The 17812-nt window shown below is 61.5% G+C and carries 17 protein-coding genes; 7 read left to right on the forward strand and 10 right to left on the reverse strand.

Annotation, left to right across the window (positions count from 1 at the left end; translation table 11 throughout):
• Positions 1-68: 68 nt before the first annotated feature.
• Together OKW43_RS33995 and OKW43_RS34000 are read right to left on the reverse strand one after the other, a co-directional pair.
• The gene (locus tag OKW43_RS33995; RefSeq protein ID WP_187634618.1) at positions 69-1097 is read right to left on the reverse strand and encodes an ABC transporter permease; all 1029 of its coding nucleotides are present in this window, start codon (positions 1095-1097) and stop codon (positions 69-71) included.
• The gene (locus OKW43_RS34000) at positions 1090-2637 is read right to left on the reverse strand and encodes a sugar ABC transporter ATP-binding protein (RefSeq protein ID WP_429454716.1); all 1548 of its coding nucleotides are present in this window, start codon (positions 2635-2637) and stop codon (positions 1090-1092) included. Before OKW43_RS34000 ends, OKW43_RS33995 begins: the two co-directional genes overlap by 8 nt.
• A gap of 243 nt (positions 2638-2880) precedes the next feature.
• On the opposite strand from OKW43_RS34000, the gene OKW43_RS34005 reads away from it, so the two are divergent.
• The gene (locus OKW43_RS34005; protein ID WP_187634619.1) at positions 2881-3621 is read left to right on the forward strand and encodes a FadR/GntR family transcriptional regulator; all 741 of its coding nucleotides are present in this window, start codon (positions 2881-2883) and stop codon (positions 3619-3621) included.
• A 422-nt stretch (positions 3622-4043) separates the two neighbouring features.
• Here the strand turns inward: OKW43_RS34005 and OKW43_RS34010 are convergent, their stop codons facing one another.
• A complete protein-coding gene (locus OKW43_RS34010) occupies positions 4044-4649 on the reverse strand; it encodes a hypothetical protein (protein WP_429452731.1) in 606 nt (201 codons plus the stop codon).
• A 138-nt stretch (positions 4650-4787) separates the two neighbouring features.
• Here OKW43_RS34010 and OKW43_RS34015 point away from each other — a divergent pair, with 138 nt between their 5' ends.
• Complete coding sequence (locus tag OKW43_RS34015; RefSeq protein WP_429452733.1) at positions 4788-6551, forward strand: RecQ family ATP-dependent DNA helicase; 1764 nt, start codon at positions 4788-4790, stop codon at positions 6549-6551.
• A gap of 100 nt (positions 6552-6651) precedes the next feature.
• Positions 6652-7167 carry a hypothetical protein gene (locus OKW43_RS34020; RefSeq protein ID WP_429452735.1) on the forward strand — a complete coding sequence of 172 codons (516 nt, stop codon included), beginning with the start codon at positions 6652-6654 and terminating at the stop codon, positions 7165-7167.
• Between the two features lie 64 nt (positions 7168-7231).
• Here OKW43_RS34020 and OKW43_RS34025 read toward each other — a convergent pair whose 3' ends face one another.
• Entirely contained in the window at positions 7232-8095 is an 864-nt protein-coding gene (locus tag OKW43_RS34025) for an MBL fold metallo-hydrolase (RefSeq protein ID WP_429452737.1), read from the reverse strand.
• Between the two features lie 108 nt (positions 8096-8203).
• Entirely contained in the window at positions 8204-9418 is a 1215-nt protein-coding gene (hmpA, locus tag OKW43_RS34030; RefSeq protein ID WP_429452739.1) for an NO-inducible flavohemoprotein, read from the reverse strand.
• Positions 9419-9825: 407 nt separating this feature from the next.
• On the opposite strand from hmpA, the gene OKW43_RS34035 reads away from it, so the two are divergent.
• The 4 genes from OKW43_RS34035 (at position 9826) to OKW43_RS34050 (ending at position 12892) form a co-directional block, all read left to right on the forward strand.
• On the forward strand, positions 9826-10710 hold the full coding sequence (locus OKW43_RS34035) for a manganese catalase family protein (RefSeq protein WP_429452741.1): 885 nt from the start codon (positions 9826-9828) through the stop codon (positions 10708-10710).
• Positions 10711-11562: 852 nt separating this feature from the next.
• Positions 11563-11850 carry a hypothetical protein gene (locus OKW43_RS34040; protein ID WP_429452743.1) on the forward strand — a complete coding sequence of 96 codons (288 nt, stop codon included), beginning with the start codon at positions 11563-11565 and terminating at the stop codon, positions 11848-11850.
• 49 nt (positions 11851-11899) lie between these two features.
• Complete coding sequence (locus OKW43_RS34045; RefSeq protein WP_429452744.1) at positions 11900-12217, forward strand: hypothetical protein; 318 nt, start codon at positions 11900-11902, stop codon at positions 12215-12217.
• 87 nt (positions 12218-12304) lie between these two features.
• Positions 12305-12892, forward strand: coding sequence for a hemerythrin domain-containing protein (locus OKW43_RS34050; RefSeq protein ID WP_187634625.1), 588 nt, complete (start codon positions 12305-12307; stop codon positions 12890-12892).
• 56 nt (positions 12893-12948) lie between these two features.
• Here the strand turns inward: OKW43_RS34050 and OKW43_RS34055 are convergent, their stop codons facing one another.
• The 5 genes from OKW43_RS34055 to OKW43_RS34075 are packed head-to-tail and all read right to left on the reverse strand — an operon-like array spanning position 12949 to position 17812.
• The gene (locus OKW43_RS34055) at positions 12949-13410 is read right to left on the reverse strand and encodes a hypothetical protein (protein WP_187634626.1); all 462 of its coding nucleotides are present in this window, start codon (positions 13408-13410) and stop codon (positions 12949-12951) included.
• Complete coding sequence (locus OKW43_RS34060; RefSeq protein ID WP_429452746.1) at positions 13407-14816, reverse strand: hypothetical protein; 1410 nt, start codon at positions 14814-14816, stop codon at positions 13407-13409. The genes OKW43_RS34055 and OKW43_RS34060 overlap by 4 nt, the downstream gene beginning before the upstream one ends.
• Positions 14813-15073, reverse strand: a complete 261-nt coding sequence (locus OKW43_RS34065) for a PAAR domain-containing protein (RefSeq protein ID WP_429452748.1) — start codon at positions 15071-15073, stop codon at positions 14813-14815. Before OKW43_RS34065 ends, OKW43_RS34060 begins: the two co-directional genes overlap by 4 nt.
• The gene (locus OKW43_RS34070) at positions 15073-15843 is read right to left on the reverse strand and encodes a T6SS immunity protein Tli3 family protein (protein WP_187634629.1); all 771 of its coding nucleotides are present in this window, start codon (positions 15841-15843) and stop codon (positions 15073-15075) included. The genes OKW43_RS34065 and OKW43_RS34070 overlap by 1 nt, the downstream gene beginning before the upstream one ends.
• Positions 15830-17812, reverse strand: a complete 1983-nt coding sequence (locus OKW43_RS34075) for a T6SS effector phospholipase Tle3 domain-containing protein (RefSeq protein ID WP_429452751.1) — start codon at positions 17810-17812, stop codon at positions 15830-15832. Before OKW43_RS34075 ends, OKW43_RS34070 begins: the two co-directional genes overlap by 14 nt.

The raw sequence follows: 17812 nt of genomic DNA on the forward strand, positions 1-17812 counted from the left end.
GTCTCACTCCTTGGGTTGGTGATTGCACTGCTTTGTTGGACTTCTCGAATGCCATCATTCGATGTGCTTTATCGACGATTTCTGACCTGGTCGATCCAGACTGTGCCGAGAATGACCAGTCCGATAATGATTTGCTGGACGAAACTCGATACGCCGTTCATGTTCAGGCCGTTGCGCAGCACGCCGATGACGAACGCACCGATGGCCGTACCGGAGATCGTGCCCACGCCGCCCATCAGGGACGTCCCGCCAATCACGGCACTCGCGATCGCATCGAGCTCGTACATGACGCCTTCGTTTGGTTGCGCGGTGACGAGGCGCGACATCAGCACGCAACCCGTCAGACCGGCGAGTACGCCGGACAGCACATAGGTAAATAAGGTGACGCGTCGGACATTGACGCCGGAGAGCCGTGCGGCTTCGGCATTGGATCCGACCGCGTAGATGTGCCGGCCGAGCGAGGTGCGCGTCAGCATGATCGACACGGCCACCGCCAGCACGACCATGATGATCACGGGGTACGGAATCCCCGGAAATACCGTATCGGGGAACCCATCTGCTCCGATATGCGAGATGCGGAACAATGCGCCGTTTCCGAGTTCGCCGAACGCGTCGCCGAGTCCCGAAACCGGGCGCGCACCCGTGATCTGAAGCGCGAGACCGCGCGCGACCAGCATCATGCCGAGCGTGGCGATAAAGGGCGGCAGACCCATGCGTGTGACGCACAGGCCATTGACGAGCCCGCACAGGCCGCCCACCACCACGCCGCCGAACATGCCGAGAGGAATCGGCACCCCCGCTTTGACGAGCAACGCGGCGACGACACCGGACAGCGCGAGCACGGAACCCACGGACAGGTCGATTCCACCCGTAATGATCACGCAGGTTGCCGCCACACCGAGATAGGCAATCGACGTCACCTGCAAGGCGACCGTCATGCCGTTTTCGACCGAGAAGAACGCGGAACTGGTCGATGAAAAGACGACCACCAGCATGATCAGACTGCCGAGCGCGGCGAATTTCTGGATCAGGTCGCGGCGCCGGAGCTTCGCGCTGGTGTCGACAGTAGTGCTCTGTTCGGATGTTATTTCAAGCATGATTCCGTCCCGATGCAAAGTGCATGATTTCTTCCTGGCTGGTGTGGCGCGTCTCCAGGATCGTGGCGATCCGGCCTTCGTGGAATACCGCAACGCGATCGGACATGCCGAGGATTTCGGGCAATTCCGAACTGATCAGCACGACGCCAATGCCCTGCGCGGCGAGCTGATCCATCAGCGTGTAGATCGCGTATTTCGCGCCGACATCGATGCCGCGCGTGGGCTCGTCGAAAAACAGAATCTTCGATTCGCGAAACAGCCATTTGCCGATGACAACCTTCTGCTGATTGCCACCGGACAGGTTGCGCGTGAATTGATGGACCGTCGGCGTGCGGATGCCGAGCGTTTCGACGTAATGCCGTGCGGTGGCCGCTTCTTCGGCGAAACGGATGAAGCCGGCGCGCCCCGACACCGCCTCGATATTGGCCAGCGTGATGTTGGTCGCGACCGGCATCTTCAGCGCGAGGCCGTCGCTCTTGCGGTCTTCCGACAGATACGCGATGCCATGGCGAATCGCGTCGATAGGTGAGCGGATCGAGACGCGCTCGCTCCCGATATGAATCTCGCCGCGGTCCGGTTGGTCAGCGCCAAAAATCGCCCGTGCGACTTCGGTCCGCCCTGCGCCCATCAAACCGGCGAAGCCGAGAATTTCGCCTCGCCTCAGTTCGAACGAAACCGGCCCAAATGCCGGTGCGCGCGACAGATTGTCGACACGCAGCAGCACGTCCTGCGTCGGGACCGAGCGGCGCGGCGGGTATGCATCATTCAACGCCCGGCCGACCATCCGCGCAACGATCTCATCCATGCTGGTCGCCGCGAAATCGTCCGTTGAGATGTGATGTCCATCGCGCAGCACCGTGACGCGGTCGACGATCTGCTTCATTTCGTCCAGACGATGAGAGATGTAGACAATGCCGACCCCGCTCTCGCGCAACTCCTTGATCATCCGGAACAGGTGCATGGTTTCGGATTCGGTGAGCGACGAAGTGGGTTCGTCCATGATCAGCACCTGGGCGTCGAGCGAGAGAGCCTTGGCGATTTCGACCATCTGTTGTTGGGCGATCGACAGCGTCCCCACCAGCCTGGTGGGCGGCAACGACAATCCAATGCGGGCGAGCGCGCTCTGGGCGTTGCCATTCAGTCGTACGCGATCGATGAACGGTCCGCGTTTGGGCTCGCGTGCCAGGTAGATGTTTTCCGCAATCGACAGGTGGGGCACCAGATTCAGTTCCTGGTGAATGATCGCAATGCCTGCTTCCTGTGCCTCGAGTGAAGATGCGAACCGCCTTTCCATGCCGCGAAAAACGATCGTGCCGGCATCGGGCTGGTATTGGCCGCTGACGATTTTCATCAGGGTCGACTTGCCGGCGCCGTTTTCGCCGCAAATCGCGTGCACTTCGCCGCGGCGCAATTCGAAGTGCACGCCCTCCAGTGCAACGACACCGGGAAATCGCTTCCCCAGCCCGCTGAGTTTCAATAGCTCCGGGGGTTCCTTCGAAGCGAAGCCGTCCACCGCGCGCGGGGCCAGTTCAGCGCTCAAATCTGTCACGCGTGTCTCCTTCTTTGACTACGGCGCTGATGTTGGTCAGGCCAATCTGAGGCAGATTAGAGAATAAAAGGCCCGTTTGGTCAAGCCAATTTTCGTTATATCCAGATTGGCCTTACTGAGTACAAACCCGTATCCCTCCTGTCAAATGTGCGGAAAACGTTGTCGCGCTTGCGTGCTAGACTTGATCGCCGGTCGATCAGACGATCGAGCCATATTTTTCCTTCCGACAGTAAGATGAAACAGACCGAGCCAAAGCGGCTTTACCAATTGGTCGCCGACCAGATTCGCGGCCTCATCCACGGAGGCGATTTCCCTCCGGGGTCGAGACTGCCGGCCGAGCGCGATTTGTCGCAGCAACTGGGTGTTTCGCGTCCGTCTCTGCGCGAGGCGTTGATCGCACTGGAAATCGGCGGCAGCGTCGAGACCCGCATAGGGTCGGGCGTCTATGTGCGCGAAACCGCAACCGAAAGTGAAGGATCGCTGGCTGTGCTAGGCGAAAGTCCGACGGAAATCATGCAGGCGCGTGCCGTGATCGAAGGCAGCCTCGTCGTGCTCGCCAGTACGCGGCTTACGGCCACATCTCTGGACCGGTTGCGGCGCAGCGTGGATGCGATGCATCGCCTCGCCTCTGCCAACAAATCTCCTCTGGAACCGGACCGACAGTTCCATCTGATCATTGCGGAAGCGGCCGGCAATACGGTGTTGAGCCGCTATGTGGCCAATCTGTTTGACGCGAGGCGCGATCCGATCGGGGCGAGGATTAGCGAACTCGCCGAAAATACAGCCACATGGATGGCTGCGGTTGAGGAGCACGAAAAAGTCCTGCATGCACTGCAAGCAGGCGACCCTATTGCCGCAGAAGCGGCGATGCGATCGCATCTGAAATCTTCTGAAGAACGTTGGGTCGGAAGTGACATCAAGAAAGTTGCGCCCGACGATGCGGACGGTAAAGTTACTCGCGTTCGACTCGGTTGAGTTGCGAGTTCAACCGGTTGAATGGCCAGTTAAAAACAGGTGATCGTCGACGCCATAAGCGGGTCGCTGCGACCGCCTGGCGCGGTGCATGCCACTTCAGTTGTTGAAGTTCGCAAAGCCGCAGTTTTGGTCCGCTCGCGCAACTAAATCTGTAAGTACCGCCTCGTACGAAACTCATGGGTTACCAACACGCGACGCGCACGTCACGCGCCGCTGGCCCGACTATGATGGAGATGGGCACGCGCTTATCATGCCCTTCACGCGCTGCCCGGGTGTAATTGACGGCCGGCACAGGTAACGACGCCGGCCTCTTTGTATCTACTTTCATCTTCCCAAGTCCAGCGGTTCTGCGCCGCTTCGGTCCCCGTTCGGCACGCCAATTCCCGCGCGCAAAGCGCTGGCACACCTCCCCGCCGTGCCAATTACCGCGTGCCCGCCGAGACCCGCACCGGAATCGACTTCGCGCCCGGCACCTTGCTCTCCTTCGCGTAGTGCCACAGCGGCAGCAGCGGATTGCACTCCGGGTAATAGCCGCCGATGCATCCTTGCGGCACGTCGAACGGCACGACGGTCAGTCCGTCGACGCGGCGCTCGACGCCGTCGTCCGCGATCGTCTCGAGGGCGATGCGCGCGCCCTGCGCGAGTCCGCGTTTGGCCATGTCGGCCGGATTCATCAGGATCACCATGCGCGAACCCTTGATACCTCTGAAGCGATCGTCGTGGTCGTGCCATTTCGCGAGCTCGCTGACCGTGTGGACTTCGAAGAAATCGGGCGTTACGCGTTTGGCCGTGAGATCCCACGCGGTGGCTTTCGCGCCGCTCTCGCAGAACTCGAACGTATGCGGATCGGCTGGCTTCGCCCACGAACAGCTGACGCACATGAAGCCGTCGGGTTTGTTCTGATGCATCAGGACCTGACTATCCTTCAGCAGGGCTTTTTCCTGCAGCAGGATCGTCGCAACCGCCTTGAGCGACCCCCATCCGCCCGATGCGTACGGGTGCGCGTCGCTTTTCTGTTGCTTGCTCACGAGTCCACCCGTTTGGCCATCAATGTCACGTCATCACGAATCAGCACATCGCATTCCCGGCCGCGGCGCCTCGGCGCGGTACGGTGTTTGCTGCGCCGCAGGCTTACTCACCGCGGCGCAAGCCGACCGCCAACTTTCATGACCGACACCCCCGCCACGCGCGACACGTCCGCCCGTCTGAACGCGATGCGCCGGACGCTGCGCGAGGTGTTCGGGATCAGCCGGCTGCGCCCCGGCCAACGGGACATCATCCGCAGCGTGCTCGAACGGCGCGACACGCTCGCCGTGATGCCCACCGGCGCGGGCAAATCGCTGTGCTACCAGTTGCCGGCGTTGCATCTCGATGGCTGGACGCTCGTCGTGTCGCCGCTGATCGCGCTGATGAAAGACCAGTTCGACAAACTGCGCGAGGCCGGCGTCGACGCCTGGCGGATCAATAGCACGGTGCCGGCCGCCGAACTGCGCGCGACCTACGAAGCGTTACGCGGCGCGCGCCGCGGCATTGTGTTCGTCACGCCCGAGCAACTGACGCGGCCGGAGCTGATCGACGCCTTGCACGCGCGCTCGCGTCAGCGCATCGAACTCGTCGTCGTCGACGAAGCGCATTGCGTGTCGCAGTGGGGGCACGACTTCCGCCCGGCGTTCCTGCGCATCGTCGATGCCGTCAAGGCGCTCGGCAAGCCGCCCATTCTCGCGCTGACCGCGACGGCGACGGCGGACATCCGCGACGACATCGTGCGCTCTCTCGGTCTTCGCGAGCCGTGCATCGTGAACACCGGCGTGTATCGCGACAATCTTCACTATCGGGTCACGCAGGTGTCGGTCGCGGGCGGGCGCCAGCGGGCGTCGACGCGCGCGCGAGAAGCAAAGACTGCCGCGTTGCGTGCGCTGCTCGCGAGCGAGACCGGCAGAGGCATTGTCTATACGGCGACCGTGCGCGAAGCCGAACGACTGGCGGCGACGGTGCGCGGCTGGGAAGTCGCCACGGCCTGCTATCACGGCCGTATGCCCGCGCGAGAGCGGCACGACGCGCAGGAGCGCTTTGTGTCGGGCGACGTGCGCGTGGTGATCTCGACCAACGCGTTCGGGATGGGTGTCGATATCCCCGATATCCGCTTCGTCGTCCATTACCAGATGCCGGGCAGCATCGATGCTTACTACCAGGAAAGCGGCCGCGCGGGACGAGATGGCAAGGTCGCGCGCTGCGAGCTGCTGTTCGATCTGAACGATCGACGCGTGCAACAGTTTCTGGCGCTGGGTCGCTATCCCGATGCGGCGCTGCTGCGCCGCATCTGCGACGCGCTCGCGCAGCACACGAAATCGCCCGGTCCTGGCGTGACGGCGCGCGAGCTGCTGGACGCGGTGCCGGACGTCGGCCGCAACAAGCTCACCGTCGCGCTGAAGATGCTGACCGACTCGCGGCACGTATCGCGCGACCGGCTGCAGCGGTATCGGCTACGCGAGGTCGGCCGCGACCTTGGCCCCGGCAGTGGCGAGGACCGTGCGATCGAGGCCGCGGTCGAACGCTACGCGCAGTTCGCGAAACGCGATCGCGATGCACTACAACAGATGATCGACTACGCGCAAACCGGCGGCTGTCGATGGCGCGTGATGCTCGAGTATTTCGGCGATGCGCAGGGTTTCGAGCGCTGCGGCACCTGCGACAACTGCCTGAATCCGCTGGCGGCAACGCTCGAAGCGCAACGGAGCGCACCGGACGATAAAAAGCTGCCGCGCCACGCCAGCGGGAAGCCGCGCTTCGGCCGCGGCGACGCTGTCCGCGTGCGCAAATACGGTTCGGGCCATGTGGTGTTCGCAACTGACGAACAGGTCGCGGTGCTGTTTCCCGACGGCACGACCCGCACGTTCATGGCGAGCTTCGTGAAGGCCGAAATCGCGTGATGCATGGCATCGTTCGCGCGGAACGCGCCATGCTGCTCCTCCGCATACCTCTGTCCGCGATCACGGGCGAGCGCTCACGCGCCCGAACCGGAGCCCTGCCATGAAGACGCTAGAGTACAAAAACGCTTCGCCGTGGTATCAGGCCACCTGTGCGACGCTACGCCGAGCCGTCCCGTCCGGTCTGTTGGCCGGCTGCCTGTCGGCGGCGACAGCCGCGGCGGCATCCACCGACGCATCGGGCAGCGCGTTCGCGCCGATCAATGCCGTCACCCACTGCCTGTGGCCGCAACGCGCGCTGCGTGAACGCGACTTCAGCATCCGCCATACGGTGACCGGCTTCACGATCCATCAGGCGGCTGCGATCTTCTGGGCGGTGATGTTCGAGGCGCTCGTCGATCGAATGGCCGGCCCCGCCCCGTCGCGACGACCCGGCGCCACTGCGGCAGCCGCCGCCGCGACCGTGGCGAGCGCGTATGTCGTCGACTACAAGGTGGTGCCCGACCGGCTCACGCCGGGTTTCGAGGCGCATCTGTCGCGCCGCTCGCTCGGCAATGTCTATGTGGCGCTCGGCGCCGGCCTGCTCGCGGCCGCGCTGCTGCGGCGGCCGGATCGATGAAATGCCTCGCGCAAAAAAAGCGACCAGCTCTCTAACACCGGGCGTTGTCGCCAGCTTGCGAGCATCACGCCATCTGCTCCGCCGGCACCGCCACCGAACGGCCCGCGAGCCGCTCGAATTCGTCGACGTCGTGGCTGCAAAAAATCGTCAACGCGGGACTCGCCCGCTTCGCCAGGTCGCGCAGACGGCGCTGGTTGTACAGTCGTGCGGCGCGGTCCTTTGCGAGCATCCACTGGTAGAAGCGCAAACCGGGTGCGCAATGCGGACGCGCCGGGTCGAGCTCGCCGTTGTCGAAGTAGGCGTCGCCCGCGAGCAGTAGCCAGCCGCCCTCGCCGTGCACCGCGACGCCCGCGTGACCATAGGTATGTCCTCGCAGCGGCACGAGCGCGATTTCGCTCGCGAGCTCCTCGATCGGATGGACCTTGGCGAAGCCTTCCCAACGTTCGGTGTATTGCGGCGAATGCACGCGCCACATGTTCTGATACGACCACTGCTGCGGCCGGAAACGCTGCCGGTCCAGCCACGTCTTCTGCTGCGCCGCGTATTGGCGCTCGCTCGCGAGCATGTGCACCGCCGCGCGCGGAAAGTCGTCGAGCCCGCCCGCATGGTCGAAATCGAGGTGCGTCATCACGATGTGCCGCACGTCGCGCGGGTCGAAACCGAGCCGCTCGATCTGCCTGATCGCCGTCATTTCGTTTCGGAACTCAGGCTTCAGCATCCGTAGGAAGAATTTGCTCAGGCGCGAACAGGGATCGGCAACATCGCGCAGACCGAAACCGGTATCGACCAGCACGAGCCCAGCCGAACTTTCGACGAGCAGACAATGGCAAGTCAGATGACCACGGCGGATCAACGAATCGGGGTGCCCGTTAAACAGCTTGCCGCACAGCGGGCAGGTCGAAATGCAGTTCAGATGATGCACTTTCATGCGGCACTCCCGATCACGGTGACTGCATCCCCGCTTGTCGCTTCCGCTATCGAATCATCGTGCCGCCGCAGACGGCGCGAGCGCCGTCGCGCGGCACGATGGGATGCGTCATTCAGCGAACAGATCCGGGCCGAACACCTCGTAGTGGATCTTCGACTCGTGAATGTCCATGTTTTTCAGTGCGTCGTGCTGCAGTCGCATGAAAGGAACCGGACCGCAGATGTAGTAGTCGGCGTCGGGCAGCAAAATCTCGTCGCGCAGCTTGCCGAGGTCGATGAAACCCGCGTAGTCGAAGTCGCGGCCCTGCACGTCGGTGCCGAGCGGCGCGTCGTAGAACACGATCGCGTGGAAATTCGGCTGGGTGGCGACGGTCTGCTGCAGACGATCGCGCATCGCGTGCACCGCGCCGTTGCGCGCACCGTGAATGAACACCACGCGCCGCTGCGGGTCCTGAATCGCGCGCTTCAACATGCTGACCATCGGCGTGAGACCGACGCCGCCGCTGATCAGCACGATCGGCGTCTTCGCATGCACGTCGATGTAGAAAGTGCCGTACGGTGCCGCCAGTCTCACCTCGTCGCCGACGTTCACGTGATCGTGCAGCAGCGAGGACACATAGCCCGGCGGGCGGCCCGCCTCGCCACTCTCGCGCTTGACGGAAATCCGATAGGTATGGCCGTTCGGCACGTCGGACAAACTGTATTGACGGATCTGCTGCAGGCCGAGCGCGGGCACATCGACGGCAATCCCGATGTACTGGCCCGGCTCGAAGTTGACGACCGGCTGTCCGTCCTTCGGTTCAAGAATGAACGATGTGATGACGCTGCTTTCGGGCCGCTTTTCCTTGACGACGAACGTGCGCCATCCGGTCCAGCCGCCGATCTGCGCCGTGCGCGTCTCGCGCAATTCGGCTTCCAGGCCCATCAGCACGTCCGCGAGATTGCCGTAGGCCTGCGCCCACGCGGAAATGATGTCGTCGGTCGCGGCCTCGCCGAGCACGTCCCTGATCGCGCCAAGCAGATGTTCACCGACGATCGGATAGTGCTCCGCTTTGACGTCGAGGCTCGCGTGCTTGTTGGCGATATTGCGCAGCACCGCGGCGAGACTGCCCGGATCCTCGATGTTCTCGGCGTACGCGTATACGGCTCGGGCGAGCGCTTCCTGCTGCTGTCCCTGCTCCTGGTGCGCCATATTGAATACGTTCTTCAGCTCGGGATGCGCCTCGAACAACCGCCTGTAAAAGCGTTGAATGATCGTGTAGCCGTGCGCGGCCAGAACCGGGGCCGTGGCTTTTACGATGTCCTTGGTTCTCTGCGTCAGCATTTCTTTCCTCCTGCATTAGGACGGATTGTTGCCTGGCTCGCGCACGCAACTCGAAAGAGCGTCGTTACCGCAGTGCGGGTATCTGGGTTATCGCCCTCGCACACATGCGCGCTCGGACAGCATTTGCCCGCTGCTCGTAGCCTATCCACGCGACCATGCTGCTCCAACCAATGCCGGCTGTCCATATGCTGAAGACCTCGGACACGCCCTTGACGATGCGCGCGCCGCGTGATGTGGCCGACATCGGCGGCCGTGCACGCCATCGCCGGTTCGCTGACGACGCCACTCGATCCGACCGGGAACGCAGCGTGCGCGGCGAACGGCGCGCCGCTCACGACGAACGGCGCGCCGCACGCGTGGCACGGGGGATGGACGGCCCACAGTATCCAACTCGAATGGAGGTCACGATGTTTATGCACAACAAACGGCTGCAATACACGGTTCGCGTCGGCACGACCCATCCCGGTCTTGCGAATCTGATGCTGGAGCAGTTCGGCGGTCCGCAAGGCGAACTGGCCGCCGCGATGCGCTACTTCACGCAGGCCGTTGCGGAAGAAGATCCAGGGCGCAAGGACATGCTGTTCGATATCGCAACCGAAGAGCTGAGCCGCCTCGAGATCATCGGCTCGATCGTCGCGATGTTGAACCGCGGCGCGAAAGGGGAACTCGCCGAAGCGGTCGAGCAGCAGGCCGAGCTTTACCGCAGGCTGAACGGCGCGGGCAACGACAGTCACATTACCCAGGTGCTGTACGGCGGCGGACCGCCGCTGACGAACTCGGGCGGCGTACCGTGGAGCGCCGCGTACATCGACACGATCGGCGAGCCGACCGCGGACCTGCGCTCGAACATCGCCGCGGAAGCGCGCGCGAAGATCATCTATGAACGGCTGATCAACGTGACCGACGATGCGGGCGTGCGCGAGGCGCTCGGTTTTCTGATGACTCGCGAAGTCGCGCATCAGAAGTCGTTCGAGAAAGCGCTGTATGCGATCACGCCAAATTTCCCTCCGGGCAAGCTGCCGCCGACACAGCAATTCGCGAGCGTCTACTACAAGATGTCGCACAACGGAGCGGTGATCAACGCACCGTGGAACAGCGGCACCGGTCTCACGATACAAAACGGTGAACCGGCGGTGGATGGCGGCGATGGCAGCGCGTCGGTCGGCCTCGAAGCGCAACAGGAATCCGCGCTCACCGCGATGGCGACGCGTCTGCGCTCGGACCCGTCGAGCGATCCGACCACTGGCGCGGAAATAGGCAGCGAAGTTCCGCGCAGCAACGACGTCGGGTGAACACGCCAGCGCGGGCTTTCGACAATGCATCAGATGACTACCCCGCAGGAACAGGTCATCGATTCCTTGTGGTCTCGCGCGCCGGCGCGGCTCAGGCGTTGGCGCGCGTTTCGTCAAGGTCCGAAAAACGTGTCGCAAAACTTGCCGGCCACATTGCACGTCTGTTGACCCGGAGGCTGCGCAACGATGCGCTCGGCCCCAGTCGAGCACGCGGCCGTCGCGGCGACCGCGAATGTGATGACCAGCGTTGCGCGCAGCGCCGCCGTGCGACGCTTGCTCGCAGCGCGAGGCGAGGCGCGGTTGTGATTGCAACTCGCGGAATCTGCGCGCTCGCGTGCATGGATGGCGCACGAGCGGTGTTGCCGGACGTCAGGCATTTCGGCTCTCCTTCAACCTCGATACGCGTTGATCGCGCTACGCTAACTCGATCGCGAACGAGGTAACGGAATGTGCGCGCAATCACCGCACCGCCAGTCGATATTTTGACCCAGATCACGCGTTGCAGTGGCGGGCGATCGCGCCAACCTCATTTCGAGCGCTGTATCACGAGGTCGCTCGAATTCTCGCCGCACGCCACGCAACGCGCGTGCCGACGGGGCTGCCTGCAACGCGACAGTTTCGGACACGTAGCGCGATTTATTTTTTTGGCGAACATCGGCGTATGCTGATTCCGGCGTTTTCCGACATCACCAGCAGGCCGGTACGACTTACTGCCGATGCCGCGCAAGCCGGACGAAAAATTGACCGCTCAACTGAAGACGTTGAAGCGACGCGCCATCAAGTGGGCGGCGACGCGGTACGGTCGAACCATGACCCACGACGACGACTAACAAGAAATCGGAGAGACCATCTGTGAAAGCCGCGCGTAGCTATAACGACGTCGCAAACGAATTGACGCACATCGGCGCGATGGTCCAGCGGCTCGAACGGCTCGTTCAACGCGAGCGCGTCGAGTGGCATGCCACGGTGGTCGCGATGCCGGCTTACTGGCGCGCGCGCATCGAGGCTAATGCCGAACTGCCGCCGGCGCTGCAGCCGCAAGCGCGCCTGCTGCTCGCTCGGCTCGATACGCTCGAAGCATGGAGCCAGCGCCGACCGAACGCGCGCGGCGGCGATGAGCGCCGCGCCGGTCGCGCGTGATCATCGCGCACCGGCACGATCACCCACTCACGCGGCGAAGGAAATGACAATGCGGACCTACGAATACCACGGGTTTAGGATCGAGGTGACCGTCGAGACGGACTTCACGTTGCGCCCCGCCAGGCGCGCGGCGGTACGCACGCACTACGCGGCGGTGGTTCACGTCTATCAGGCAGGTAATGCGATCGCAACGTTCTGCCCGCTGCGCTTCGATGCTGCCGGCGGCCGGCCGTTCGACAGCGAAGCCGATGCGTTGATGGGCGGATATAGCGCGGCGCGCAGAGTCGTCGACGATCTGTTCGCCCGCGCGGCGGATGCCGCGGACTCGGCGTTGAGCGCCCTCACGAGCAGCAAGGCGCTCCGCTAGCAGGCGCTGGCGCCGGGTCGATCGATAGCCGGGCAGCGGGAATGGCGCATGCGGTATCCGCGAGCACCCTTGCCCTGGAGAACCGCCATGTCCAATGACGCCTCAGCGCTGTCGCCGTCGATCACGTCGATGATCCGCCTCGACCATATGCACGTGCTCGCGGCTTCGCACCGATACCACGCGTCCACGCCGTGGTGGCGCAAACGCGCGATCGTCAACGGCGTGTGCGACGCGCTCGACATCCACGCGCAGCTGGAGGAAGAAATTTTCTACCCGGCGCTGGACCGCGCGCTCGGCCGTGACGAAACACTGAGCAAAAGCCGTCTCGAACACGACGAGATGCGCGCGACGATCGCGAAGCTGCGCGGGATGGGCCCCGAGAACGCCGCCTACGACGGGATCTTTTTTCAACTAATCCGCGAAGTCGCCCATCATGTCGCCGACGAGGAAACCATCCTGCTGCCCGACGCCGAGCGCGCGCTGAAGAGCGATCTGCAGTCGCTCGGCGCCGCGATGACGCGCCGTCGGATGCAGTTGCTCGGCGAGCGTCCGATGGACATCGCGGTGAATGCGGCCGGCACGTTTCCGGTCGCCACGCTGCTGCTGGGATCGACTTTATTGCTCGCCCTGCGGCATTGGCTGCCGAGGCCGCGGCGCGCCACCCGCCGCGGATGATCCGTCGCATCGAGGGTCGTCTTGGCGACCATGTAGGGTGGCATTTCTTCAGAAAATCACGGGGTTTGATTTTTCCTGAGCCGAAAGGCTTCGGCTTTCATCGCGCGCCGATACGCCGCCATGCGCCGCCACCCGTCAACGAAGCGCAACTGTGGACGCTCACGGTTCCGGCTAATCCACCACGGCCTTCCTCGCTTCGCGTACCAGTGCCACATTGCGGCCTCGCAGATTTCCTGTTCGGTATCAGGACACACCCCGTCAATCACGTCCTCGATATACAGCGCATGCGCAACACCGTATTGCCAGTGGCACCACAGGTCATACCCGATGAACCCAACCGTGAAAGCCAGCAGCATCAGCGGGTACTGTATCCATACTAGATCGCCCATGTCCTGCGCGACAAACCATCCCACCACGTTTGTATAAACCGCCATGATAAGCATGCCTGCCCAGGTGAACCTGGTGAAGAATGGAACTAGCAGAATGGGAATCCGCCGCAGGTGCTGGGGGAACGTCATGACACTTCCTCGGCTGATGAATGCCGCAGACGGGTCGTGAACCTTTGACCAATCTTCCGCGCTTCCCAGAAGGCCAATGCGATCTGTGCAACGAATGTCAAAATCACGAGCCCGAATGAAACCCAGAACAGCATCGGATTGAGGCCGCCGGTCTCAACAGCCAGAAACATGAAGAAGGCCCATCCAAAGATCAGGGCCATAGTGAAGGACGCGAGGCAGGGCGGATACATGAAATCCGAAGCCTCCTCGACAGGGGCTTCCTGCATCCCGACGACGTTCAGTCTCAGTCCCTCGGCGGACGGCGAAGCGATCAACTGCGTTCCCTGTCCATGCTGGACCATTTGCGCCGCCAGCGTCTGAAGCAGTAACGCATTGACCGGGCCGGGCCTGCCGATGGCGTCATCCACCGCATGCACCGCGAGCGTCAGACCCGCGTCTCTGACCGCCGCGATACTTGCGTTATGCCCCTGCTTTGTCAGATCACTCATCCAGAGATGCTTGATCCGGTCGACAGGCGTCTGTTCGGCCTTGATCAGCGCTTTCACTGCGTCCAGCACCGCATCCGGTGTGGAAGGAATCGGCCTGAAGATTCGCGCTTGCGGTCTGATCTTTCCGCTGTAGCGTGCGATGGCGGACGGCTTCGCCATCAGCATTCCCACTGCGGCTTCCGACCACAAAGGCTTTTCACCGCTTTCGTGCAACTGGCACGCGAGCACAAGTACAAAGTCAGGCATCTCCCTCTCTTCGAACCACTCGTGGATTATCGCCTCCTTCGCATCGAACGGCTCTAGCTTGATGCGAGCGAGGCCGGGTAATTTCAGCCGTTGCCAGAGCGCCCTTAGCTCGGTCAGATGGTGTTCGCTGCCTGACTGCAGTACGACATCGAGCGAATGGTGCTGGCAGATGCGCGAAATATCACGGACAAACGGCGACAGCAATTGTTCGAGCACATATTCCAGCCGGGATTTCCCGTCGTGCGCGCCCACCTTCAGCGACAGCGTTTCCCCTGGATTCGACGGCGCGCTCCCCTCCAGACCGAGCAGCCGCTCGGCCAGTTCCGGTTCGGGTGTCAGCGCAAGGCTCCGGAGGATCACAACCTGCCCGTGGGTCCAGTGCTTCCACTGAACATGCGCTAACTTGCACAGAGCGTTCCAGAAACGTACGTCGCTTCTCCATCTTTCATGCGGAATATAAAGCGCCGCGCAAAGGGAACCGCCAAGCAGCGCCGGTAGCAACAGCAGTCGGATGAAGAAGTCCTCTGACACAACCGGCTTGCCCTGCGGCCATGTCAGAACGGTCATGACAGCGCCGACAACAAAGATCACAACGCACATCACTACGTAAAGCCAGACAGGCGGAGGCTTGCCGTACTCATATTCCGGCAGATCAGGCAAATACCATTTCATGACCGGATGTTCACTCCATCGCTACTCGCCTTCACGGCGCTGCCACACGCCGTCCTGCATCCATCGACCGCCCATTTGCGACCGCCTTCGCTGTACCCCTCGCCATGCTCGGTGATCGGATTGTCGCCGTGCTCCGGGCAGCTCACGATGTCGCCAATCAACGCGACCTTTTTCCCGTCAACGGTGAAAGTGGATGTTGCCTTCTTCACAACGCCGCCGTGGCTTGTGCGGTCGCCTTCACGTACTGGTTTAGTCATTATTCGCTCGCATTGGGATCGTGAATGGATGCGTCGCAGGTAAAGCGGTCAGCGCCAGAAGGCGTCCGAAGACCCGACGGCAACTTGACATTTTCCTGGATGCGAATGCCTTCGGGCAATTTTGGATTTCTTCCATATATGTAACCAAGCGCTAACGGATAACGGTCGGTGATCGATGGATCATTCAGCAGGTCGTGTGTTTCGGAAGTTACAGGCATCTCTCTTTCAGAAAGAGGCCTGTACTTATAGGTAAACGTCGTGATGTACATCGCGTCCTTGGTAACCGAGATTACATACTTGTCGGAATCAGCAACCGGATCAAAACTTGTATGGTAGTTGTCGTAACGAGTCCAGTTAAAAGAGCGACCACCATCCGACGAATAAGCGACATAGTCGATACAACCTCGATCACCACATACATTTCTGGACACCCGAGGAATCGCCACGTTCATTCCGCTTGGATCGTCGATAATCAACCTTCCCCGAAACCCGGTTGGCCACATCAGGCCAATCTTCGTTCGCACGTCGGTTCGTGTATCGCTGTACCAGGCATAGCCGAGGCAGTGGTTATAGTTTTCCAGCGTGACGAAACGGTGATCGTCAATGCGATAGATGACCTGCGGCGGCACGTTGTAGTGCAGTTCCGGAATCTGGCGCGTCTTAATTGTTTGCTGGCTATGCTCAGTGTCATAGGTCAATTGCTGTTGACAGGCACTTAAGGCAAGTACGAGCGTCATGCTCAGGGCACGAAAGGCATTAATTTTTCGCATACAGCGCCTCCTTGCGCAGTCGCTCGGCCTGCGCTTCCGTGATCGCATCGGCAACCGTTTCCTTATCGACTCCTTCCGGCACTGGCGGCACGTTCAGCGTCCCGTACGCGAAGTACGGATCGGTGTAGTTCAGCCAGTCTGCGTCACGTATCAACCGTGCCCAAAAATCCGGATTCTCGAATGAATCGCAAAAGCCGATTGGCAGATCCCACACTGCTACGCGCGTCATGAACGGCTCGAACTGGGGCAGCGTACTGTGATTGGTCGGCATCGGCTGGTAATCCTCGATCCGGTTCAGCATTTCCTGTTGAGTTTCGAGTCTTCCTGTTCGACCGGCGGCCGAATAGGGATCGTTCGGAAAAATTGTCTTCTCCCTGTCGTGAATGGATTCGAGATAGGGCACGCCGGGGTCAAGGTAGACGCCGTTATCATCGCGCGCGCCCAGGGCATCCTGATCGGAGCGTGCTTCCTCGAAGTAGCGGTTCATCTCCGTCGCGTACATCGACCCATCCTTCATCAGCGTGACGGTGCGCAAGGTGCGTTGCGACATTTCTTCAGCAGTGACCGGGTTCGGAACCTGTTCGGCGTTGATGTTGACCTGCTGGTTGCCATCCGGCACTGTCCATAGCCGCATGCCCGCAGCGCGATGGTTGCCGTTCCAGAATTCGGTTGGGTTGACTCCGGGCTCAGGATTCGGAATCGGCGGCAGCGCACCGAATCGCTTCATGCCGGGTTCGTCACCGCAGGGCGTTCCCCGCGCCAGCATGCGCTGCTTGACCGTATCGCCCAGTTCGCCGATCAGTTCATTGGATACACCCTGCCAGCCAACGCTCTGTAATGGCGAGGCTCCCATCACTCGATCATGGGGATTGAAATAGACATAGAAACGCCCATGATTGTCCCTCTCCTTGACACCATTGAACACAGCGTCGGGCTTCCATAATTCGTTATCCTGCGTTGCGCCGACATGCAATTGCTCGCGATCTTCCGGGGTGAATTCTTTCCGGTCACGCTGAATCCGGTTCGCGACAGCCTTAAAGGTATTGACTCGCGCCTGCGTGGTCGGACGCTCGTGGTAGCTGGTAAGCGCGTCGGTCGGCTTGTCTTCCAGCGCAAACGGAGAGTTCATTACCACCAGCGAATCAGGCGCGCGCGTCTTGCACATCAAGGTTGTCGCCATCGCAATCATCGTGGCCTGGCTATGCGACATGACCGTCACCGTATCTTGCGGGTAAGCCGTCCTGATCCGGTCGATGAGATCGGCAAGACGCTGCGCCGCACGGGCGTAATATTGCCGACCGGGAGCGTGATGCAATTCACGCTCCCATTCGGTATTGAACCACTGCATATTGACAAAACCAAACAGATTTCGGCTGAACCCTTTCTCGCTCCATAGCTGCTGAAGATTGTTGGTACCGTTCTGGAACGGGCCACCGCCCCAGTACCACGGCCCCTGCTTTTCTGAACCAGCGTCTGTCCACCGATCAGTACCTTCAATATTCCTCAGCGGTACTTTCCAATTTTTCTCCTCACCATCCTTGGCGCGATAGCCCCAGTAGAATCGGATAACCGGTGACCTCTTCATCTGAGCTATTCTGTGGGTTGACTGATGGTCAGTTCCGACGTTATCGCGATAAAGATTGGGGATAAGATCGCTTCGGCCCAGGCGCTTGTTTAGTCCATCACAAAGCTGTTTTTCTGCCTGGTCATACCACTCCCCCTCCGAGTTAACACCGTGCACGAAGATGATGACGCCAGGCAGATGCGGCGGAAGAAGAGCCTTGGCATAAACCTGATAACTACCCGGCGTCATATAGGACTCCCAGTACGGCTGCCCGAGATGATCGCGCTGCATGGGAACCGTGTTGGTAGCGACACCCAGTTGATAGGGCTGTTTCACTGCGGACGCCGTATCCGCGTTGTCCGGCTGCGCGGACGGGACTAGCCGATCGTTCATTTCATAACTCAT

Source organism: Paraburkholderia sp. WC7.3g, assembly GCF_050436345.1.
Lineage (GTDB): Bacteria > Pseudomonadota > Gammaproteobacteria > Burkholderiales > Burkholderiaceae > Paraburkholderia > Paraburkholderia podalyriae.